At 60.9% G+C, this 20,587-nt stretch carries 20 protein-coding genes; 4 read left to right on the top strand and 16 right to left on the bottom strand.

The annotated features are described in order from the left end of the window. Positions 1-22 precede the first annotated feature (22 nt). Entirely contained in the window at positions 23-2,152 is a 2,130-nt protein-coding gene (locus J4D52_RS16535; RefSeq protein ID WP_063432446.1) for a hypothetical protein, read from the top strand. Positions 2,153-2,276: 124 nt separating this feature from the next. Here J4D52_RS16535 and J4D52_RS16540 read toward each other — a convergent pair whose 3' ends face one another. The 8 genes from J4D52_RS16540 to J4D52_RS16575 all read right to left on the bottom strand — a co-directional run bounded on the left by J4D52_RS16540 (position 2,277) and on the right by J4D52_RS16575 (position 7,382). After that, positions 2,277-2,723: a hypothetical protein gene (locus tag J4D52_RS16540; RefSeq protein WP_063432448.1), complete on the bottom strand. Its 447-nt coding sequence runs from the start codon at positions 2,721-2,723 to the stop codon at positions 2,277-2,279. A 175-nt stretch (positions 2,724-2,898) separates the two neighbouring features. After that, positions 2,899-3,171: an outer membrane protein gene (locus J4D52_RS16545; protein WP_256581541.1), complete on the bottom strand. Its 273-nt coding sequence runs from the start codon at positions 3,169-3,171 to the stop codon at positions 2,899-2,901. Continuing rightward, positions 3,137-3,310, bottom strand: a complete 174-nt coding sequence (locus tag J4D52_RS16550; RefSeq protein WP_124303222.1) for a response regulator — start codon at positions 3,308-3,310, stop codon at positions 3,137-3,139. The genes J4D52_RS16545 and J4D52_RS16550 overlap by 35 nt, the downstream gene beginning before the upstream one ends. Positions 3,311-3,421: 111 nt before the next feature. Then, on the bottom strand, positions 3,422-4,309 hold the full coding sequence (locus tag J4D52_RS16555; protein WP_063432450.1) for a LysR family transcriptional regulator: 888 nt from the start codon (positions 4,307-4,309) through the stop codon (positions 3,422-3,424). A gap of 6 nt (positions 4,310-4,315) precedes the next feature. Then, positions 4,316-5,002 (bottom strand): cysteine hydrolase family protein, encoded by a 687-nt coding sequence (locus J4D52_RS16560; protein ID WP_063432452.1) that lies wholly within the window; start codon positions 5,000-5,002, stop codon positions 4,316-4,318. A 203-nt stretch (positions 5,003-5,205) separates the two neighbouring features. After that, a complete protein-coding gene (locus J4D52_RS16565; RefSeq protein ID WP_081251682.1) occupies positions 5,206-5,592 on the bottom strand; it encodes a hypothetical protein in 387 nt (128 codons plus the stop codon). A 21-nt stretch (positions 5,593-5,613) separates the two neighbouring features. Beyond that, positions 5,614-6,000, bottom strand: coding sequence for a hypothetical protein (locus tag J4D52_RS16570; RefSeq protein ID WP_016702427.1), 387 nt, complete (start codon positions 5,998-6,000; stop codon positions 5,614-5,616). Beyond that, positions 5,997-7,382 carry a hypothetical protein gene (locus J4D52_RS16575; RefSeq protein WP_063432456.1) on the bottom strand — a complete coding sequence of 462 codons (1,386 nt, stop codon included), beginning with the start codon at positions 7,380-7,382 and terminating at the stop codon, positions 5,997-5,999. The genes J4D52_RS16570 and J4D52_RS16575 overlap by 4 nt, the downstream gene beginning before the upstream one ends. Positions 7,383-7,896: 514 nt before the next feature. On the opposite strand from J4D52_RS16575, the gene J4D52_RS16585 reads away from it, so the two are divergent. After that, on the top strand, positions 7,897-8,187 hold the full coding sequence (locus J4D52_RS16585) for a hypothetical protein (RefSeq protein WP_063432458.1): 291 nt from the start codon (positions 7,897-7,899) through the stop codon (positions 8,185-8,187). A 326-nt stretch (positions 8,188-8,513) separates the two neighbouring features. Here the strand turns inward: J4D52_RS16585 and J4D52_RS16590 are convergent, their stop codons facing one another. From J4D52_RS16590 to J4D52_RS16605, 4 genes are all read right to left on the bottom strand, one after another. Further along, complete coding sequence (locus J4D52_RS16590) at positions 8,514-9,017, bottom strand: hypothetical protein (protein WP_231103271.1); 504 nt, start codon at positions 9,015-9,017, stop codon at positions 8,514-8,516. A 609-nt stretch (positions 9,018-9,626) separates the two neighbouring features. Then, the gene (locus tag J4D52_RS16595; RefSeq protein ID WP_063432462.1) at positions 9,627-10,652 is read right to left on the bottom strand and encodes a histone deacetylase family protein; all 1,026 of its coding nucleotides are present in this window, start codon (positions 10,650-10,652) and stop codon (positions 9,627-9,629) included. Between the two features lie 10 nt (positions 10,653-10,662). Continuing rightward, positions 10,663-11,892, bottom strand: coding sequence for a Zn-dependent hydrolase (locus tag J4D52_RS16600; protein WP_102677120.1), 1,230 nt, complete (start codon positions 11,890-11,892; stop codon positions 10,663-10,665). Positions 11,893-11,920: 28 nt separating this feature from the next. Next, complete coding sequence (locus J4D52_RS16605; RefSeq protein ID WP_063432466.1) at positions 11,921-13,225, bottom strand: MFS transporter; 1,305 nt, start codon at positions 13,223-13,225, stop codon at positions 11,921-11,923. A 182-nt stretch (positions 13,226-13,407) separates the two neighbouring features. Here J4D52_RS16605 and J4D52_RS16610 point away from each other — a divergent pair, with 182 nt between their 5' ends. Further along, positions 13,408-14,343, top strand: a complete 936-nt coding sequence (locus tag J4D52_RS16610) for a LysR family transcriptional regulator (protein ID WP_102677121.1) — start codon at positions 13,408-13,410, stop codon at positions 14,341-14,343. Here the strand turns inward: J4D52_RS16610 and J4D52_RS16615 are convergent. The 3 genes from J4D52_RS16615 to J4D52_RS16625 are packed head-to-tail and all read right to left on the bottom strand — an operon-like array spanning position 14,337 to position 17,316. Continuing rightward, positions 14,337-15,266, bottom strand: a complete 930-nt coding sequence (locus J4D52_RS16615) for a glyoxylate/hydroxypyruvate reductase A (RefSeq protein WP_102677122.1) — start codon at positions 15,264-15,266, stop codon at positions 14,337-14,339. The genes J4D52_RS16610 and J4D52_RS16615 overlap by 7 nt on opposite strands. After that, positions 15,263-16,018 carry a class II aldolase/adducin family protein gene (locus tag J4D52_RS16620; protein WP_102677123.1) on the bottom strand — a complete coding sequence of 252 codons (756 nt, stop codon included), beginning with the start codon at positions 16,016-16,018 and terminating at the stop codon, positions 15,263-15,265. The genes J4D52_RS16615 and J4D52_RS16620 overlap by 4 nt, the downstream gene beginning before the upstream one ends. After that, positions 16,015-17,316, bottom strand: a complete 1,302-nt coding sequence (locus tag J4D52_RS16625; RefSeq protein WP_102677124.1) for an MFS transporter — start codon at positions 17,314-17,316, stop codon at positions 16,015-16,017. The genes J4D52_RS16620 and J4D52_RS16625 overlap by 4 nt, the downstream gene beginning before the upstream one ends. A gap of 155 nt (positions 17,317-17,471) precedes the next feature. Between J4D52_RS16625 and J4D52_RS16630 the strand changes: the two genes are divergently transcribed. Continuing rightward, complete coding sequence (locus J4D52_RS16630; protein WP_063432476.1) at positions 17,472-18,458, top strand: LysR family transcriptional regulator; 987 nt, start codon at positions 17,472-17,474, stop codon at positions 18,456-18,458. A 1-nt stretch (position 18,459) separates the two neighbouring features. Here the strand turns inward: J4D52_RS16630 and mrdA are convergent, their stop codons facing one another. Next, positions 18,460-20,352: a penicillin-binding protein 2 gene (mrdA, locus tag J4D52_RS16635; RefSeq protein WP_102677125.1), complete on the bottom strand. Its 1,893-nt coding sequence runs from the start codon at positions 20,350-20,352 to the stop codon at positions 18,460-18,462. Positions 20,353-20,587 lie beyond the last annotated feature (235 nt).

Consider the following 20,587-nt stretch of genomic DNA (forward strand, 5'->3'; position numbering starts at 1 on the left):
GATTATGCAAGGAGCATTCATCATGAGTATTACCGTCATCTGGGACTGGGCCAACTCGGCCTCCGTCAACAGCACCTCGACCATCGCAGACCTGCAGAAACTCTCACAGCACTATCGTCATCCCGACTCGGCCCGGGTCGCCTATCCCCATACCGTGCAAGCGCCGCTCGGCAAACTACCCGAGGGTACCCATAGAGTCGCCATCGTTGGTGCCGGGGCGGCAGGGATCTGCGCCTTCTATGAACTCTCGCAACTGGCCAAAGGCTTGCCCGATGGCAGCAAGATTGTCGTGGACCTGTACGACAGCGACCCGGATCACTTTCTTGTCCCGCCACCCAACAAAGACATCGATACCCAAAACCGACGAGCTGGCCGGGTCAGCGCCGCGCGCGTCTCGACCGGCGATACCGAACGTACGGTATATGAAGTCGGCGCCATGCGTTTTCCGGAAATTGCCGGGCTGACCTGGCACTACGCAAGCAAGGCATTCAACCCCACGGAGACGGTCAAGGTCTTCCCCAACCCAGGAAAAGTCCCCACCGAGTTCGTCTTCGGCAATCGGGTCGATCGTTATAAGGATGAGGATTGGCTGGATAGCGACTCTCCGACCCGGCGGGTACAACAGCTGGTCTTCAAGTACTTTCCGGGGAGCCTGAAAAACGACAGTTCCCTGTTCAAGATTGGCAAACGTGATCCCGCGGCAGTAGCAACGCTTCTGAAAGCGGAATCGACCGATGGCGACACCCTCGACGGCATTTACAAGGACTGGCAGGCGTTCATCGCTGAGCACGATCACACCACCCTGGCCGGCGCCATCCGGAAGATCATGACCCACGTCAGCGACAATCCTGGCGAAGAAGATGAGGACCGGCTGCCGGACATTCCAGGCCTGGATGCGCAAGGCACCATCGATTACTGCGTGGAGTTGTTCGGCCGCTTCGGTTTCGGCACGGGCGGTTTCAAGCCGCTCTACAACATCTCGCTGGTGGAGATGATGCGCCTGGTGCTGTGGAACTACAGCAATGAGTACACCTTGCCGGTAGAAGAAAATGTCGAGTTCATCAAAAAGCTGCACGAAAAAGCCATGAGTGAGGGGGCAGGCAAACTGGTGGCCAACTTCATCAATGGCAGGGTGTCCGATGCCTATCATTTCATGCCGGCGGACAGCAGTTCAGCGCGTAAGGCCAAGCTGTGGCACTACACCAACACGTCCAGCGAGTTGCGGGAGAAAGACTACGACTACGTCCTTCTCGCCATGCCCCAGGACCAACTGACGCCGCTGATTCGCCGCAGTGGCTACAGTCCCAGTGGGATAGAAAATACTCAGGTTGGAGATGCTCGACTCCAGTTGGGGACAGACACCGCGACTCAGGTTTATCCCGCCCTGCAACTCAGCCGGTCCGATACGGCGCCAACCGAACGCATCGTCAGTGCCATCAACCAACTGCACATGACCCGCTCGTCCAAAGTGTTCGGCCTTATCAGCCAGGCCGACAGCAGTAACGGGAGCGTCCCCACATTCAGGGGGGCCCCGATACAAGCCGTGGTCAGCGACTCCGGTCTGGCCGCCAGTTACATCGTTCCCAGCTCAATCGCGGGGCAAGAGTATTCAAGCTTCCTGGCCAGCTATACCTGGGAAGACGACTCGACCCGCCTGCAGCAGGACTACGCCCGCTACCCGCAGAACTCCAGCGGCGACGAGGGGCCGCAGAGCGCCTGGTACATGTTCCAGACCATGATCAACCGGGTCGACCATGACGTGCAGGACCCCGCTGCAGAACCCGGTACATACAAACGCTGGTGGTTCGGGGCCTTGCTGGACAAGGTGCAAAACGACAACCGTTTTGTCTATGACTGGACCACCAATCGCAGCGCAGGAGGGTTCAAGCTGGATATGACTGGCGATCACCACCTGAGCAACCTGTGCTTCCGCTATCACACCCACGCCGCCAACCCCGCACTGAACAACCGGTTTTTCCTCGCCTGTGACAGTTACAGTCACCTGGGTGGATGGCTGGAAGGGGCATTCATGAGTGCGATCAATGCGGTGGCAGGGGTGGTGGTCGCGGCCAACGGCGGGAATGTGATGAAACTCGACCCGAAAGCACAACCTCTATTCGACACCCTCGCCCATATCGCTCCAACCCGCTGAGCAGATCGAAGCCAGGACAGGCCCTATCGCGAGCAAGCGCGCTCCTACACTCAGGCAACTCTGTACCTGTAGGAACGCGCTTGTTGGCGATAGCGATCCAATGAGCATCCCGAACCACCCAGCCCTAACTGACCCGCCCCCGGGAAAGCCCGCGTAACCACGGCAGAACCTGCAACCCGTGGCATCGTGGAGGGGGATCGATCATCGCCATCAGGCTCTTGAGCGACTCGCTCCCCGGCGCGCCCGACAGGCTGAGCTGCAGTGCCGGCGGCAGCGGCTCCGGCAGCGGCGGCAACTGCGCCTGCTGGCTGTCGTAGATCAGGGCGTGGCGAATCAGCGGGTTGTCGCGGCAGAAGGCTTCAAGGTCGATATCCAGGTCGGCGACCAGTGCGGTGCTGATGATCAACAGATCGAACGGCTTGCAGGAACCGCAGGTCAGGGTTTCGATTTCGTCGAACGAGTGCACCGGGGCGATGCGGAAGTACCCCAGCTGGTTGAGGGGCTTTTCAATGTTCAGGCGCTGGAAGTGCTGATCGTCAGCGATCAGTATCCGCAGGGTTTTATTGATCATCGTGGGAAACCGCCATTTGGATGTGCAGCTGACTCCAGCTGAGGCGCCACAAGCTTATCGAGCACGATAAAACCGGTATGTAGGACTTTTCCCAAGCAGTGGGATGTGGGTTCCTGATGCCAGGCGGGGCGGGGCCTGCCCCTCCTGGGACGCAGAGAACGCCTCCCTGTCTACCTTAGAAAGCCCAGCGCATACCCAGCACGACCTCGCTGGACACCAGATTGGCCTTCATCTTCTCGTCCTGCAGGCCGCGGGCATTCAGGAAGTTGTTCCAGCCACTTTCGGTATCGCCCATGTCGACGTAGCGATAGCCGAGGTCCAGGGCCAGGCGATCCGTCACGTCGTAGGCAACGCCGGCGCCGAGGGACCAGGCCAGGTTGGTCTGGGTCGCGGAGCCGTACTGGCGCGACTCGTTACCCTGCCAGCCCTTCGACTCGAGCTGGGCCAGGCCTTTGCATCAAGGCCAACGCCTGCTCGCCACGGCTGGCCTGCACAATGTCGTAAACACCCAGTTGCTGAAGCGCGGCGACCACCGCGCTGCGCTGAACCGAGTGCTTTTCCAAAACCAGAATACGCAGTGAGATCATCGTTCGTCTGCCGCTTCCATGGAGCCAGGGAGAGGCATTCTGCGGGCTGACGGCGGAGTGATGAGCAGGGACGTTCCCAGAAGCTTGTAGGGAATTTCCCAAGCTCCAGGATCATGACTTGAGCCGGTAATACTCGGCCATGAAATCGACGAATACCCGGACCTTGGCGGGCAGGTTCCGGGCATGGGGGTACAGCGCATAGTAATGACGCACGCCGAGGGTGAACTCGGGAAGAATCCGCACCAGCCTGCCGGCCAGCAGGTCGTCCTGCACTGTGGCCAAGGTAAAGGCCGCGATGCCCCCGCCTGCCAAGGCGCAGGCGTGCAGCGCAGTGATGGTGTCGGTGTGAAAGCTACTGTCGGCGGTCACGGCGACCGGCTCGTCCTTGTCATTCACTAGGGTCCACTGAGTAGCCGAGGCAAAGGTCAGCAGCCGATGCTCGCTGAGTTCGGCCACGCTGCGTGGCAGGCCGCACCTGAAGACGTAGGCCGATGATGCAACCATCACCATGGGCGAGACCGTGAGCAAACGCGCGACCAGGCTGCTGTCGGCCAAGGGACCGCAGATGCGGATGGCCACATCGAAGCCATCGGCCACCAGATCGACAAAGGGGTCGGAGCAGGACAGATCGACCTGGATATCCGGATACCGCTGCTGGAACGCCGGCAACCAATGGGCCAGCTCCAGGGTGCCGACCACCAGCGGTGCGCTGATGCGCAGCAGCCCGGAGGGGCGTTCCTGCTCCAGAGTGACGGCCTGGGACGCGGCATCGACGCGTTCCAGGATGTCCACGCAGGCCGTGTAATAACGCTCGCCCGCCGCGGTGAGACTCATGCGCCGGGTATTGCGATTGATCAGACGCACGCCGAGCGTGGACTCCAGTTGCTGCAAGTGTCGCGACACCGAGGAGTGAGTGGTGTCCAGCCGCTCGGCGGCAGCTGAAAACCCCTGGGCTTCGACGATGCAGCGGAACACACGCATGGCGAGCATCTGATTCATATCGACTTAACGCACCGGCAATTTGAGGATCTGGGCAGTGGTCATCACGTCACCGAAGGTGTCCTCGACCTCGGCCAGCGCGGCCTTGTGCAAGGCATCCTTGTCGACCTTGTCACCGTTGACCCGGGTGATGTCGCGAGTGGCCGATGCATCGGAGGCGACTATGACCTTGTAGCCCAGCGGCGCGGCGTCACGAGCGGCACCGGCGACACAGGCGTGGGTCATGAGGCCGGAGATGATCAGGTTCTCGATGCCGGCGCTCTTCAAGCGCTTATCCAGATCGGTACTGGCGAAGACGCTGACCGTGCTTTTCTGCACAACCGTATCCTTGGCCCGCGGCATCATGTCCGGGTGGAACTTCACGGTTTCGCCATCGATGGCGAACACCGCAGAACCGGCCGGTGCAACGTGCTGGACGTGATAGACCGGCATCTTGTGGCTGTCGGCATACTTGATCAGCTCACGGGTATTGGCCAGGGCCTTGGCGCCATCGGGGATCGGCATGCGGCCGGTGAAGTATTCGTTCTGGAAATCGATCACCAGCAGCGCGGACTTGCCCGCAGGCAACTCGCTGACCGGCATGGCGCCCGACATGGCGCGAATGGTCGGATGGCCTTCAGCCAAGGCACCGGTACTGGCGACAATGCCGGAAAATGCACAAGCGGCGAGGAAACGACGGGTAAAACATTGCATGGGTATTTCCTTCTTCGGTTGAGTGAATGAGGAAATGCTAGGGAAATACCTCAAGCTCGAACACAGTGCGGGCGGCACAGAATCTGTGTGGTTTTCGCACAAATTGGGGTGTTCGGCAATCTGCAATATGTGTCATTCCGCGATCAGTGGATGACTGGGGAAGCACCGCCAACGCCCTACAGAAATGCTGAAACACACAGGGTTTATGAGTGCCAACCCACCACTTTGCCAACAACCCATAGCAAAAAGGCAAAGCCCAGAAGCCCAATTACGCTCCACTGCAACCATGCCAACTTTCGTTTAAATGGCAGGGGGAAATTGTTTAAGTCCTCAGTGCTCAACTCCCCTCTTTTGAGATAAAAACCGGGAAACGTCACGACCCCGGAGATACCCCCAATCAGCAAAAGCTTCCCCCAGGGGCCGCCGTGTCTTAACGGAGCGCGGGCTATGATGGCGGAACAGTTTTTCAGATGGTCCAGGAGCACATCCAGCTTGGTATAAGCCATGTGCAACGCGACACCGATCCAAACAAATGCACCGAGAATCACGACTCCGCCCAGATAGCCGAAAACGATCTCAGGGGTATTCATTGGCAGCTCTCGTAAATGACCTCAAACAACACCCAGCTTGACCACCGCTGCAAGCCCCGTCATTACCACTATCAGCCCTAGCGCACTCCACTGCAGCACGACCAACTTGCGCTTAAGCGCCGCAGGAAACCCAAGCAAATCCTCAGCGCTGACCCAGCCACGCTTAAGGTAAAAATTGGGGAAAGTCACAAAACCGGAAATGCTCCCGACCAGAATCAATTTCCCCCACGGACCGCCGTGCCTGAGCGTGGTCAGTGTGCTAAGCACAGCACTGTTTTTCAGATGCTCCAACATCAAATCCATCTTGGTGTAGGCCATGTGCAAGCAGATACCAAGCACAATAAATATCCCCGCAAAATCGACGATTCCAACCACCAAAAAAATTTTGTCTGCCGTATTCAGGCTCATTTAACCGCCTCATAAACTTTCTCGGCCATTGCTTCCCCGGCAGAGTTACCAACAATACCAGCCGTAAAAGAAGCGCCTCCTACAACCACGACACCACAAGCCAACGAGGCTAAGCCAGCAGTTGGAACACCCAGCGCGACGCACAGTGTTCCGACAATAGGAGTCGTTAAAAAGGCTCCAGAGATGGAACCTCCTGCAACCCCACCGACAAAGCTACCGGTCTCGGTGAATCTGACTTTCTCGCATGCCTCAGTGTTACCCGCTGCGCACACATCTTGAACCTTCATATAAGAAGCTCCACCGCCAAGAGCCGTGCCTATCCAGCCGCCATACTTGACGACTTTAGCCGCCTTGGCCACTCCCTCGATGTGCGTGGCATAACCTGGAATCTGCTCCGCAGCCCCGGCCTTGGTCCAGCGGTGAACCAGACTGCGGCTGGAGATCCCCAGGGCACTTTTCAAGTTCGGATGATCGGGGAAGCCAATGCCTTTTCGGGTCATGGAGGTTAGTCGGGTATTGAGTTGTGCCAGCAGCTTTTTACGTTCGGCAAAGAACTCTGGCGACCGCAGGTGGCCCTCTTTCTGGAACGTGCGTTGATGCAACGCTTCGATGTCACGCAGCGTGGTTTTGACGTCTTCCAGGTTCTTGGCAAACATCGCTTCGCCGATGCCGATAGCCGTCGAACCCTGTGCCAGAAAGTTTTCGATTTCGTCTCGGTGCCTGGCCATGAAGTTCGCTTCTTCCGCGCTGAGCGATTTGAGTGCGTCGTTGGTCTTGGCCGCGGCCTCCATCAGCAACCCTTCTTCGCGGGTACATTGCAGGTTGTTGGGATCGCTGAGCAGGATCATCGAGCCCGCTTTGACGTCGCTCAAGTCGGGATTCAGCGACTCAAACTTGCTCATCACGGCTGGGTTGCGAGCAGTGAACAGCGAAGACTCAAGCTGTTCACGGGTCATGCTTTTAGGCACGACGTAAAAGCCCGGCTCTTGCGGTTGAGGTTTTACGACAGGTTCGGCATCCGGCAACGCAGGCTTGGTTTTTTCTTGCACGCGATGATCCAGGGAACTCGCCGCCCAGCCCTTTCCAGTGATGTGCGAATACTTGCCGAAGGTGTCACAACTCAAAGGGCTGAAAGGGTCATTCGAGACCAGCAGCCAATCGCCATTTTCTACGCTCGCCAGGATTTCGCGCAGATCATCGCTTGATAGATGGCCGCGCGAACTGCCGTGGGCATAAAGCAAATCATCCAGCCCATCGATTCTGTTGCCGTAATGTCCGAAGGCCTGCTGAACCTCGAACCGGGCAAAAAATGGCGACTCGATTTTGTTGAAACCAATTCCTTCACGCTCGCGATCTTGCCGACGAATAAGGCGCAACCCCATACACCCTCCTCCCTGATAAACGATGCGTCCAAACAAGCCGTTGAACGCGGCGGATCTATTGATAAGGCGGGGGGATGGTGCTGGCCGTCATCTGTCGGCTCAAGGGAACAGAGCACTTGAACAGGGTAAAACCGTGTATTTCAGGAGAGTCCTACAAGCGTGCCTGTACTTGTCTGACGCATGAATCGGATCAAGGTCTGAGCAGGCGCATTGATCGCTTACTGCCTTGTTACGTTCAGTCATTGAGTCGGGGCTTGCACTCATGAAAGAGCATCATTACTCTGCGCCGGTCGCTGCCAAATCAGCGGCCGGGTGTAGGAGCCCGAGTATCACACCGTGCACGAGCGCCCAGCTTTTTCTGGGTGCTTTTTGCTGCCCTGTGTTTATGGCGGCTGTGCGCGGGCACGCTTCGGCGTGGCCGGGTCGTGTGACCGGTCTCCTACCCCGCGTACAGCTGCCACCCAGCTTGTAGGAGGGTTTGGTGGTAGCCCACCTAACACACGGAGCTACATCAATGAACGGATATATCCCGCTTCACAGCACTGCCACCGAGCATCCTGTCCTGCTGATCGATTCCAGTGCCTCGCTGGTGGACTTACTGGCCTGCGCCGACCGACGCGTTCGCGCCATTCACAAACTGATGAACAGCCTGTCTTGCATGACAGCGCGTACCGCGGATGAAAGTGATTTGTTCCAGATCGCCGATATCGCCTCGCTGTTGCTGAGCGATGGCGTAGCCTTGCTGGATGTTGCCCAGGGTAAGGCGATGCAAGGGGCGCAGGCGGATTCGGCTCTAAGCGCTTGAGGCCCTTCCCGACATCCTCTGCGACAGCCTGTTGCAGGCATTAAAAAAGCCCCTGGATCTTTTGATTCGGGGGCTTTGGTATGAGGGGCGTTCAGAGGTGGCGCGTTATCGTTGAGGTTTATCGCGGGCAAGCCTCACTCCTACAGAGGTGGGGGTGTCGGGATGACCACCGCTATCACACGCGTCATATAGGTTGTGCTTTACATGACACTCCCAACAATATATCAACGCTAAACTTCAATTAACAACGCATACTAAAAATATAAACCGCCAATCATTCATCATTAAAATAACAGCTTCCCCTATAAGCACAAAATCACAGAGTACTACTCAGACTCACCTTCATACCTTTGAGCACCTTGATTGAAGCTCCACACATGTGACTTAGTCAGCGCATCCTTACCCTTGTACATAACGCCACCACTCTTATCTCTCTGATAGGAATATATTTCAATATTTTTATATTTATTTGCACCACCCGGAGAAGCATCTAAAACCTTAATACCCGCAAAATATTCCCCACCAACAAACTTTAAATACCCTCGACACTGAATCAAAAAACCATAGACCTTATCCTTGCTTGATCCTTCACTATCAGAAGAAGAAAAAATAAAGTCTTTCACCCCATCCCCATTGAGATCATCACTATAGACAATCTTACCCTCTTGAGTAGAGAACTTTACTCCATCAACTCTTGAGAGCGTATAAACAGAATCACCATCTTCTGCCCACTGCGAAATAAAATGTTTAGGGCCATTGGCATCACAAACTTCTACTGTTGCAGCTTGAGCAATCGGAGAAATCAGCAGAAATGCCAGGATATATTTCATATTCATTCATCCCAAATAAATGTATTACAGTCAGCTCGGACTGTTCCCTGAGATTGGGTAGAGTCAAAAACTATACTAGCCGCTATTCGAATGCGATATAGCGTGAGCTCTTGTGCGCGGACTTAATGTAAGCGCAACTCATTTTTGGGCTGGTTACGTCTAGATTCGGCCAAGCTGAACAGCCGAGCCAGGCTAGCAAGCCACCAATGGCATTGATCTAGGAGACGTCCTAAACCTCCTGGAAAGAATTGGAAGAAGAAGTCAGCTTTTTCAGCGAATGACTAGCCCACCATCTAGCGCCTGAACGATCACCTCATTGCTGCTGAGGGATGGCGTAGCGTTGCAGGATGTTGCTCAGGGCAAGGCGATGCAAAGGGCGGAGGCGGGTCGGTTCTAAGCGCTTGAGGCTCCTCCCAATACTCTCTGCGACAGCCTGTTGCAGGCATTAAAAAAGCCCCTGGATCTTTTGATTCGGGGCTTTGCTATGAGGGGCGTTCAGAGGTGGCGCGTTATCGTTAACGTTCATCGCGGGCAAGCCTCGCTCCTACAGAAGCACCATTGTCTGTAGGAACGAGGCTTGCCCGCGAAGCGATCTGACAACCACCGCAATCAGAGTTTCCAGGCCCCGGCCTCGGCAAAAAATGCCCGGGCGTTGTCTTCTAGGCTTTCCAAGTGATAGCCGCCCTCCTGCACGATCAAACACGGCAGGCCGAGGCTGCGGATGCGTTCGCCGAGGCGGGCGAAACCGGCGCGGGTCACTGCCACTTTGCTTTGTGGGTCGAGTTCGTAGATGTCGAAGCCCAGAGACAGCGCCAGCACTTGCGCGTCGAAGGTCTTTACCGCCGCCAGGGCGGTTTCCAGTTGGGCGAGGAAATCCGCTTCGCTTGAGCCGTGGGCCATTGGCAGGTTGAGGTTGTAGCCCAGCCCCGCGCCGCTGCCGCGCTCGTCGGCGAAACCGGCGACGCCCGGGTAGAAGTTGGTCGGGTCGCCGTGCACCGAGACGTACAGCACATCGTCGCGCTCGTAGAAGATTTCCTGGATGCCCTGGCCGTGGTGCATGTCGGTGTCCAGCACCGCGACCCGGGCGAACTTCTCGCGCAGCACCTGGGCGGCGATCGCCGCGTTGTTCAGGTAGCAGAAGCCGCCGGCGGCTTCGGCCCGGGCGTGGTGGCCCGGCGGGCGGCAAAGGGCGTAGGCCGCCGGCTCGCCATCGAGCAAGGCCCGGGCGCCGGCAATCGCGCTTTGCGCCGACCAGTAGGCCGAACGCCAGGTCAGCTCGCCCACCGGGCAGCTGCCATCGGCCAGGTACCGCGCGGCCTGGGCGAGGATACCGCGCAGGGCGTTGGGTTCACGGACGAAGATGTTCGACATCACCTCGTCGCCCCAGTCTTCGGGAATTTCCTTCCAGCGCTGGTGGGCTTCCTTGAGGAATTGCAGGTACGCCGCGCCGTGCACCGCCAGCAGCGGCTCCAGGCCCGCATCCTCCGGTTGCAGCACCTCAAAGCCCAGGGAGTGCGCTGCCTGGACCAGGCGCTGGGCGCGCTCGGGCACTTCCTGGGGCGTGCGCATCTGGCCGCGGGAGTAATAGCTGCGCGGATGGTGCAACAGCTGTTCGGGGTGGAAAAAACTGCGCATGACCTTCTCCTTATGCAACCTGGCCGGCGCGGGCCAGCACGGCGTTGAGCAATACGTCGGTGCCCTGGCGCACGTCCTCGGGCAGTACGTCTTCGGCTTCGTTGTGGCTCAGCCCGCCGACGCAAGGGATGAAGACCATGGCCGTCGGGCAGAACCGCGCCAGATGGATGGCGTCATGGCCGGCGCCGCTGACGATCGATTGTTGAGCGTAGCCCAGGCCGTCCACCGCCTGCTGCACCGCCGCCACGCAGTCGGCATCGAAGGGCGTGGCCGGGCTGATCCAGTGCGGGCTGATGGTCACCTTCAGTTGGCGTTGTTCGGCGATGGCACCAAGCCGCGCGCGCACTTCCTGTTCTATGGCGGCGATGGCGCTGTCGCGGTGGTGCCGCAGGTCGACGGTGAACTGCAACAGGCCGGGAATGGTGTTGCGCGAGGACTTGGCGATGCTCAGTTCGCCGACGGTGGTCAGGCCCTCGGGGGCGAAATCCGTGGCCAGGGTTTCGATCGCCAGGATCATCTGCGCGGCGCCGTAGAGCGCGTCCTTGCGCAGCGGCATGGGCGTGGTGCCGGCATGGGCCGCCATGCCTTCGACCTGCACGTCGAGCCAGCGGATTGCCTGGCCGCCGCTGACTACGCCGATGCTCTTGGCATTGTCTTCGAGGATCGGCCCCTGCTCGATATGCGCCTCGAAGTAGGCATCCACCGCCTCGCCCAGGGGCCGCGTGCCGGCGTAACCGGTGGCGTGCAGCGCCTCGGCGACGCTGATGCCGTCGGCGTCGCGCACCGCCAGGGCGGTCTCCAGGTCCATGATCCCGGTGAACACCGCCGAGCCGAACATGGCCGGGGTAAAACGCGCGCCCTCCTCGTTGGTCCACACCGCCACTTCCAGCGGCTTGCGGGTCTGGATGTGCAGATCATTGAGGCGGCGCACCACCTCCAGGCCGGCGAGCACGCCGTACACGCCATCGAAGCGCCCGCCTTCGGGCTGGGTGTCGAGGTGGCTGCCCATCATCACCGGGGCGGCGTCGGGGTCGCTGCCCGGACGGCGGGCAAACAGGTTCCCGATGGGGTCGACGCTCAGGCTCATGCCGGCCTCCAGGCACCAGCGGGCGAACAGTTCGCGCCCGACCTTGTCGTCTTCGCTCAGGGCCAGGCGGCAGCTGCCGCCACGGGCGGTCGCGCCGATTTCGGCCATGGCCATCAGGCTCGCCCACAGGCGTTCGCCGTTGATCTTCAACATGCTTCGGTTCTCCGGATGCGATAAAAACTCAAGCCATTTCCAGGCGGTGGGCGGCGGCATGCCGGCGAGACAGGGCCAGCACGCAGAGCAGCGAGATGGTCGCGATCAGGCTGTAGAACAGCGCCATCGGCCACCACTGGCCGGCGAACCGGTGGGCCAGCCAGGTGCCGATCAGCGGCGTCAGGCCACCGGCCAAGGCGCCGCAGACCTGATAGGCCAGGGAGATCGCGGTGTAGCGCACGCGGGTCTCGAACATGCCGCTGACGTAGCCGGCGATCACCGCGTAGAAGGACGCCATGCACACCACCGCCAGGGCGATGCCGAGGATGATCAGCGGCGCCTGGCCGCTGCTCACCAGCACGAACATCGGGTACGGCGACGCCATGGCCAGCAACGACGCCAGGCACAGGAAACGCGTGGCGCCGAGCTTCTCGGCGGTCCAGGCCGCCAGCGGCTGGATGCAGAACTGGATGATCGCCACCACGAACAGGCATTCCAGGATCAGCGAGCGCGGCAACCCCAGTTGCTGGGTGCTGTAGGCAATCATGAAGGTGTTGGTGAAATACACCCCGGCAATCCCCAGGGTGTTGGCGCCGATGCACAGCAGCAGCGGGCGCCAGGCGCTTTGCAGCACCTCCATCACCGGCGCCTGCTCCTTGCGCTGGGCCTTGTGTGCCTGCTCGCGGCTGGCGAGAAATTCCGGCGACTCATTGACCCCCAGGCGAATCGCCAGGCCCACCACCAGCAACAGCGCGCTGGCGAGGAACGGCAAGCGCCAGCCCCAGCTCATCAGGTCTTCTTCGGGCAAGCGGGTGACTGCGCTGAAGGCCAGCAGCGACAGGATCAACCCGGCCGGGCTGCCCAGCTGGGCGAAAGAGGCGAAGAAGTTGCGCCGACCCTTGGGCGCATGCTCGCCGGCCATCAACACCGCCCCGCCCCACTCGCCACCAACGGCAATGCCCTGGACGATGCGCAGCAGGATCAGCAGCACCGGCGCCGTCGCGCCGATCTGTGCATAAGTCGGCAGTAGGCCGATGCACACCGTGACCACGCCCATCATCAGCAAAGTGATCACCAGGGATTTCTTGCGCCCGATGCGATCGCCGATATGACCGAACACGATGCCGCCCAGTGGCCGGGCGAAGAAGCCCACGGCGAAGGTGCCGAAGGCCGCCATGGTGCTGAACAGTTTGTCGTCGGAGGGGAAGAACAAGGCGCCGAACACCAGCGCCGCGGCGGTGGCGTAGATGTAGAAGTCGTACCACTCGATCATGGTGCCGATAAAGGCGGCGGCGGCCGCACGGCGCGGCTGGGGCGAAGCTGAAGGCTTCATGGATCGTGCTCCTTTGATTATTTTTCTGGCAGGAGAGAACGGGAACGCAGAGGCGCTCTGACGGCGCCTGTCTGGGTGGGATTTATCGTCGCGGGCCTATAATTAGTCAATTTTCTATTTATTATGCTGATTATTACTGTTGCTTATTATCAGTCTTGTCCTTCGACCCAGAGCCCTGCACCATGTCCAACCGTCTGCCCGACCGCCTGCTCAACGACCGCCTGGACTGGAACCTGCTGCGCACCTTCCGGGTAATCGGCCAGGAGCTGAGCATCAGCCGCGCGGCCGCCCGCCTGCACCTGACCCAGCCGGCGGTGAGCCAGGCCCTCAAGCGCCTGGAAGAACAATTGGGCCGCCAGTTGATCGCTCGGCGCGGGCCACGCTTTGCCCTGACCGAAGTCGGCGAGCAGATCTTCCACCTGGCCGGCGAGATCTACGGCCAGATGTCCCAGGTCAGCGGCGTGCTGGAGCAGCCGGCCGACGAGGTGATCGGCAAGGTGCGCCTGCTGATGATCAGCCGGATCTTTTCCGAGCGTTTCGATGACTTCCTCGCCGACTTCCATCGCCAGCACCCGCGGGTCGACCTGGAGATCGAGGTGATGCGCAGTTCGGACATTGTCAGCGCCCTGCAGGAGAAAACCGCGACCCTCGGCCTGAGCCTCAACCGCCGGCCCCAGCCACGCCTGGAACAGCGGCTGTTCCTGCGCCAGCGCTACGCGTTTTTCTGTGGCAAGCACCATGGGCTGTTCGGCCAGCAGAAGGTGGCCGAGGGCGATTTGCAGCGGGAGAATTTCGTCAGCTTCACCAGCGACCAGATCGGCGGCATGCTCTCGCCGCTGACTATCTTTCGCGACCAGCAGGGTTTCAGCGGGCGCATCGTCGCCTCGTCGCCGAGCCTGGAGGAAGTGCGGCGCCTGGTGATCGCCGGCTACGGCATCGGCTGCCTGCCCGAGCATGTGATGGCGGCCGATGTCGAAGCCGGGCTGCTGTGGCGCCTGCCGCCCCACGACGGCATCGCCGACGTCGACATCCATCTGCTGTGGAACCGCGAACAGCGCATGAGCCGCGCCGAGACGGTCTTTATCGAAGCCTTGCAGGCCTGCCTGGGCGCTCAGTAACCCTGGGCCCTGTCCACCTCGTTCAACAGCGCATCGCCGGCTTGCAGGCGCCGCAGGTTGTCCGCCACCTGTTCGGCGATGCAATCGTGGGAAGCCGCCGAGGCCATGTGCGGGGTGATGGTGACCCCGGGGGTGGCCCACAGCGGATGCTCGGCCGACAAGGGTTCCTGCTCGAATACATCGAGCAAGGCGCCGCGCAATTGACCGCTGGCCAGGGCTTGGCGCAAGTCGTCGAGATTGAGGTGACCACCCCGCCCGACGTTGACCAGCGCCGCGCCGTGGGCCAGCCGGACAAAGCTGTCTCGCCCGAGAATGCCGCGGGTCTCGGCAGTCAGCGGCAACAGGTTGATCAGCAGCTCCACTTCATCGAGAAAGGGCTCCAGTTGCCCCGGCCCGACGAAGGTTTGCACCCCCACCAGACTCTTGGGGCTGCGGGCCCAGCCACGCACGTCATAGCCAGCGGCGGCCAGGTCGAGGGCGATGGCGCTACCCAGCGACCCCAGGCCCATGATCCCGACCTTGAACTGCCGCGCCGGCCGTTGCAGCGGCCGATCCCAGTGCCGTTCGCGCTGCTGCTCCAGCACCCGGTCGAAGCCGCGGTGATAGTGGATCACTGCCCAGCGCAGGTACTCGGTCATGCCCTGGCGGTGCCCCGGGTCCACCACCCGGCATATCGGCAGGTCCGGACATGCAGGGTCGTGTTCCAGATGGTCGATACCGGCCGCCACCGAATGAATCACTTGCAGGTTGGGCAAGCGCCCCAGGCTGTCGGCGGGTGGAAACCAGCAGGCGGCCATTGGCGCCTGAGCGGCACGCGGGTCGTCGGCCAGCACCGCCTGCACCTGTGGTGCGCAGCGGGCGAAGGCGGCCTGCAATTGCTTGAGCAACAGACTGTCGCGGGACAGCAGCACCACGATGCTCATGACAGATAGGACTCACGCTGGGATTCGATCAGGGTCAGGGCCGCCTCCCAGGCCAGCTCGATGATGTTGTCGGCGTCGTCGCGCTCGAACTGTTCGGCGGTGTGGGCACAGACTTCCGGCGACGGGTAATTCAGTTCGCAACCGCCGGCCAGCGCCTGGACCTGGGCCTGGCAGGCGCGCTCGAGGAAGTGGATCTCCTGGAAGGCGTGGGCAACGCTGGCACCGCCCACCAACAGGCCGTGGTTGCGCAGGATCATCGCCTTGTGCGGGCCGAGGTCGGCGATCAGGCGCTCGCGCTCGTCCAGGGACAGGGCGATGCCTTCATAGGTGTGGTACGCCAACTTGCCGTAGAACTTCAGCGCATGCTGACTGATCGGCAGCAGGCCCTGCTTCTGCGCCGCCACCGCCATGCCGGCGGCGGTGTGGGTGTGGATCACGCAGTTGAGGTCCGGGCGCGCCATGTGGATCGCCGAGTGAATGACGAAGCCGGCGGCGTTGACCCGGTGTCCGGTGTAATGCGGGTCGACGATGCGCCCTTGCTGGTCGATGCGCACCAGGTCTCTGGCACGCATGCGGTCGAAGATCACCCCGTAGCGGTTGATCAAAAAGTGATGCTCCGGCCCTGGAATGCGCAGGGTGATGTGGGTGTCGATCAGGTCGGTCATGCGAAAGTGCGCGACCAGTCGATACAGGGCCGCCAGCTCGCAGCGGGCCTGCCATTCGATCGGGCTCATGTGTTCAGGTTTGCTCACGAATACACCTCTTTGGCAGCGTGGTGGACAGTCGGGTTGGCGCGCAGCCGGGCCAGGCCGCAGACGCCGATCAATGACAGGGCCGACAACAGGCTGAAGAACACCGCCAGCGGCAGCCACTGCCCGGAAAACTTACTGGCCAGCAAGGTGCCAATCAGCGGCGTGCTGCCACCGGCGACCGCGCAGGCCAGTTGATAGGCGATAGAGATTCCCGAGTAGCGCAGGTGCACCGGGAAGGCCTGGGTCATGTAGCCGGCGATCACCGCGTACAGCGCCGAGAGAATCACCACCGCTAGGGCGATGCCGAGGGTCATCAGCGCAATGTTCTGGGTGCCGACCAACAGGAACATCGGGTACGGCGTGGCCATGCACAGCAGCGCCACCAGCTTGAGGAAACGCCCTTCGCCAATACGCTCGGCCAGCAACGCGGAGACCGGCTGCGACAGCAGTTGGATGATCGTCACCAGGAACAGGCAATCGAGAATGGTCGCCCGGGAAATGCCCTGGTACTGGGTGACGTAAGTGATCATGAAGGTATTGGTGAAGAAGAAGCCGGCCGAGCCGATGGTCACCGCGGCGGCGGCGAACAGGATCTGCTTCCAGCAGCTGCGCAGCACTTCCATCACCGGGTACTGGGCGGTTTCGTTGTTGTCCCGGGCCTTGGCGAACTCCGGCGACTCGTGCACACCGGAGCGGATCATCAGGCCGAACATCATCAGCACGCCGCTGGCGAGGAACGGCAGGCGCCAACCCCAGTCGAGGAAGTCCTGCTGGTCGAGGCTGGTCACCAGGCGGAAGGCGATCAAGGCCAGCAGCAGGCCGGCCGGGCTGCCGAGCTGGGCGAAGGAGGCGTAGAAGGTCTTGCGCCTGGCCGGGGCATGTTCGCTGGCCATCAGCACTGCCCCGCCCCACTCGCCGCCCACGGAAATGCCCTGGATGATGCGCAGCACGATCAGGCTGACGGGCGCCCAGATGCCGACGCTGGCATAGCTGGGCAGCAGGCCGATGCCGGTGGTGGCCAGGCCCATCAGTGCCATGGTCACCAGCAGCATTTTCTTGCGCCCGAGGCGATCGCCGAGGTGGCCGAACACCATGCCGGCCATGGGCCGGGCGATGAAGCCCACGGCGAAGCTGCCGAAGGCCGCCAGGGTGCTCATCACCGGGTCGCTGCTGGGAAAGAACACCTGACCGAGGACCAGGGCCGCGGCCGTGGCATAGATGTAGAAGTCGTAGAACTCGATGGTCGTGCCGATAAAGGCCGCCGCCGCGGCTCGGCGCGGCTGAGGGGTGGTGTGCATGCAAGGACCCTGTGTATTTGTAGTTTTGGGCAGGTGCTGAAGGCTGGTCACGCGGCGCTCTTTGGCGCTTGTGGGCTTTATCGCCGCCGTGCCAGGATTAGTCAATTTTCAAATCCTTATCCTTACTATTAGCACAGCTACTAGATGGAGCCGCCATGCCCACACCGCTCTCCACCTCCAACCCCTGGGTCGGCCGGCGTTTCCTCAACGATCGCCTGGACTGGAACCTGCTGCGCACCTACCTGGTGATCGGCCAGGAAGGCAGCATGAGCCGCGCCGCCGCGCGCCTGCACATCACCCAGTCGGCGGTCAGCCAGGCCCTCAAACGCCTGGAGGAACAGCTCGATTGCGTGTTGATTGCGCGCAGTGGACGGCGCTTCGAGTTGACGGAAACCGGTGAGGAAGTGCTGCGCATCGCCACCGATATCTACGGCGATATTTCCCGCCTGGGCACCGTGGTGGAGAGCCGCAACGACGACGTGGTGGGCAAGATCCGCATTCTCACCGTCAGCGGCGTGCAGGCGCCGCATTACGATGAGTTCCTCGCCGATTTCCATGAGGCACACCCGAAAATCGAGCTGGAAGTCGAGGTGATGGGCAGCTCGGACATCATCAGTTCACTGCTGCAAAAGACTGCGACCCTGGGGGTCGGATTGTGCCGCCTTCCGCAACCCAGGCTGGAACAGCGGGTGCTGTTTCGCGAGCGTTATGCCTACTTCTGCGGCCAGCGCCACCGCCTGTTCGGCCAACAGAACCTGACCCTGCAACAGCTGGCCAACGAGAACTTCGTCAGCTTCACCAGCGACCAGTTGGGGGGCAACCTGTCACCCTTGACGCTGTTTCGCGACCAGCAGGGCTTTACCGGCAAGATCGTCGCCTCCTCCACCAGTTTCGAAGAGATTTATCGCTTGATCTGCGCAGGGTTCGGTATCGGCTGCCTGCCGATCCATCTGGTTCGGCGCGATGTCGAGCAAGGGCTGCTCTGGCGTTTGCCGCCGGACGAGGGCGTGGTGGATTTCGATATCCAACTGCTGTGGCACCGGGAACAGAAGATGAGCCAGGCCGAAACCCTGTTCCTGGACAGCATCCAGCACATGCTCAGCATTCGTGAGCAGTTGCCGGACAGCCTGATGTTCAAATGACTCAGGCGTGAGGAACGTCCGGCCCCTTGCCGGGACTGGCGTATTGCGGCTTCAGGTGGCCCTGCTGATCGAGCAGCCAGGCATCCATGACATGACGTACCACAGGGCCTGCGACCCGGCCGCCGGCCTCGCCGTTTTCGATCATCACCGCCACCACGATCTGCGGGTGCTCGGCCGGGGCGAAACCGACGAACAAGGCATTGTCACGATGGCGCTCGCGGGTCTTGAGACGGTCGTAACGCTCGCCCTGCTTGATCGCCACCACCTGCGCCGTACCGCTCTTGCCGGCGATGCGGTATTGCGCGCCGGCCGCTGCGTCGCGCGCGGTGCCACGGGGTGCGTGCATCACCATCTGCATGCCGTGGCTGACCAGCTCCCAGTCGACCGGATCCTTGAGCTGGATGTTCGGCATCGGGTGTTCGTCCACCGGCGCTACGCCATCGACGGTCTTGGCCAGATGAGGACGGTTCCACACGCCCTTGTTGGCGATCAGTGCCGTCGCCTGGGCCAGCTGCAGCGGCGTGACCTGCATATACCCTTGGCCAATGCCGAGGATCACCGTCTCGCCAGGGAACCATGGCTGGCGCCGGGTGGCGCGCTTCCAGGCCTGGGATGGCATCAGTCCTGGCGATTCCTCGAACATGTCCAGGGAGACTTTCTCGCCCAGACCGAACATCGCCAGGTAATCGTGCATGCGATCGATACCGAGCTTGTGCGCCAGGTCGTAGAAGTAGGTGTCGTTGGAGCGCATGATCGCCGCGTCCAGGTCCACCCAGCCATCGCCGCTGTGGTTCCAGTTACGGTATTTGTGGTCGACGTCCGGCAGTTGGTAGTAACCCGGATCGAACACCCGGGTCGAGGCGTTGACCACCCCGGAGTCCAGCCCGGCGATCGCCACTTCCGGCTTGATGGTCGAACCCGGCGCATACAGGCCGCGCAGCACACGGTTGAACAGCGGCCGGTCTATGGAGTCGCGTAACGCGCTGTACTCCTTGAAGCTGATGCCGGTGACGAACAGGTTCGGGTCGAAGCTCGGCTTGCTGACCATGGCCAGCACTTCGCCGGTCTGCGGATCGAGGGCCACCACCGAACCGCGACGGTCGCCCAGGGCCGCCTCGGCTGCCTCCTGCAACTTCACGTCGAGGCTGAGCACGATGTTTTTCCCAGGGACAGGATCGGTGTGCTTGAGCACCCGCATGACCCGGCCCTGGGCGTTGGTTTCCACCTCTTCATAGCCGACGTGGCCATGCAGCTCGGACTCGTAGAACCGCTCGATCCCGGTCTTGCCGATCGACTGGGTGCCCCGGTATTCCACCGAGTCCAGGGTCTTGGCTTCCTTCTCGTTGATGCGCCCGACATAGCCGATGGAATGGGCGAAGTGCGCGCCCATCGGATAGTGCCGCACGAACTGCGCCTCGACCTCCAGCCCCGGCAAGCGATACTCGTTGACCGCCAGTACGGCGATCTGCTCTTCGGTCAGCTCATAGAACAGGGTGACCGGCACGAACGGATGACGTGACTGCTTCAGCGCCTTGTCGAACAGGACCCGGTCTTCGGCTGGCAGGTGCAACAGGCTGACCACTTGGTCCAGCTCACCCTTCAAGTCAGTGGTGCGTTCGCGGGTGATGGTCAGGTTGAAACTAGGGCGGTTGTCGGCCAGCAATACGCCGTTGCGGTCGTAGATCAGCCCGCGAGTCGGGGTGATGGGCAGCACATGCACGCGATTGTTTTCGGAGACGGTCGAGTGATAGTCGAACTCGACCACCTGCAGGAAGTACAGGCGCCCGATCAGGGTGCAGGTGATGGCGACCACCAACAGCGCGCAAGCCAACAGTCTTTTGTTGACCAGCCGCGTCTCTTTCTCGTGGTCCTTGATCGGTATCGGTTCAGGCATTGCTACAGCTTCTCGTGGAATAAGGTGAGCACGGGTGAATGTCAGTCCCATGAAAAACGAGCTGCACCATAGCAAAACCGTCCAGGCGCTTTCATGAAGAATGCCCGGTGGTGGCCGTAGAGAGCGTTTCTGTAGGCCGGGCCTGGGGATACAGCTGCCAGATGATCCCTGGAACCATCTTGCCATGGACGAGATCCACGCCAGGATTTTCTGCGTGCAAAAACAAAACCCCAAT

The organism is Pseudomonas sp. GW460-12-10-14-TSB1, assembly GCF_017349775.1.
Taxonomy (GTDB): Bacteria; Pseudomonadota; Gammaproteobacteria; order Pseudomonadales; family Pseudomonadaceae; genus Aquipseudomonas; species Aquipseudomonas piscium.

Bases quoted from the DNA above. Each gene is read 5' to 3' on its own strand.
- J4D52_RS16535 (WP_063432446.1), top strand. From the start codon at position 23: ATGAGTATTACCGTCATCTGGGACTGGGCCAACTCGGCCTCCGTCAAC.
- J4D52_RS16540 (WP_063432448.1), bottom strand. From the start codon at position 2,723: ATGATCAATAAAACCCTGCGGATACTGATCGCTGACGATCAGCACTTC.
- J4D52_RS16550 (WP_124303222.1), bottom strand. From the start codon at position 3,310: ATGATCTCACTGCGTATTCTGGTTTTGGAAAAGCACTCGGTTCAGCGC.
- J4D52_RS16555 (WP_063432450.1), bottom strand. From the start codon at position 4,309: ATGAATCAGATGCTCGCCATGCGTGTGTTCCGCTGCATCGTCGAAGCC.
- J4D52_RS16560 (WP_063432452.1), bottom strand. From the start codon at position 5,002: ATGCAATGTTTTACCCGTCGTTTCCTCGCCGCTTGTGCATTTTCCGGC.
- J4D52_RS16565 (WP_081251682.1), bottom strand. From the start codon at position 5,592: ATGAATACCCCTGAGATCGTTTTCGGCTATCTGGGCGGAGTCGTGATT.
- J4D52_RS16570 (WP_016702427.1), bottom strand. From the start codon at position 6,000: ATGAGCCTGAATACGGCAGACAAAATTTTTTTGGTGGTTGGAATCGTC.
- J4D52_RS16575 (WP_063432456.1), bottom strand. From the start codon at position 7,382: ATGGGGTTGCGCCTTATTCGTCGGCAAGATCGCGAGCGTGAAGGAATT.
- J4D52_RS16585 (WP_063432458.1), top strand. From the start codon at position 7,897: ATGAACGGATATATCCCGCTTCACAGCACTGCCACCGAGCATCCTGTC.
- J4D52_RS16590 (WP_231103271.1), bottom strand. From the start codon at position 9,017: ATGAAATATATCCTGGCATTTCTGCTGATTTCTCCGATTGCTCAAGCT.
- J4D52_RS16595 (WP_063432462.1), bottom strand. From the start codon at position 10,652: ATGCGCAGTTTTTTCCACCCCGAACAGCTGTTGCACCATCCGCGCAGC.
- J4D52_RS16600 (WP_102677120.1), bottom strand. From the start codon at position 11,892: ATGTTGAAGATCAACGGCGAACGCCTGTGGGCGAGCCTGATGGCCATG.
- J4D52_RS16605 (WP_063432466.1), bottom strand. From the start codon at position 13,225: ATGAAGCCTTCAGCTTCGCCCCAGCCGCGCCGTGCGGCCGCCGCCGCC.
- J4D52_RS16610 (WP_102677121.1), top strand. From the start codon at position 13,408: ATGTCCAACCGTCTGCCCGACCGCCTGCTCAACGACCGCCTGGACTGG.
- J4D52_RS16615 (WP_102677122.1), bottom strand. From the start codon at position 15,266: ATGAGCATCGTGGTGCTGCTGTCCCGCGACAGTCTGTTGCTCAAGCAA.
- J4D52_RS16625 (WP_102677124.1), bottom strand. From the start codon at position 17,316: ATGCACACCACCCCTCAGCCGCGCCGAGCCGCGGCGGCGGCCTTTATC.
- J4D52_RS16630 (WP_063432476.1), top strand. From the start codon at position 17,472: ATGCCCACACCGCTCTCCACCTCCAACCCCTGGGTCGGCCGGCGTTTC.
- mrdA (WP_102677125.1), bottom strand. From the start codon at position 20,352: ATGCCTGAACCGATACCGATCAAGGACCACGAGAAAGAGACGCGGCTG.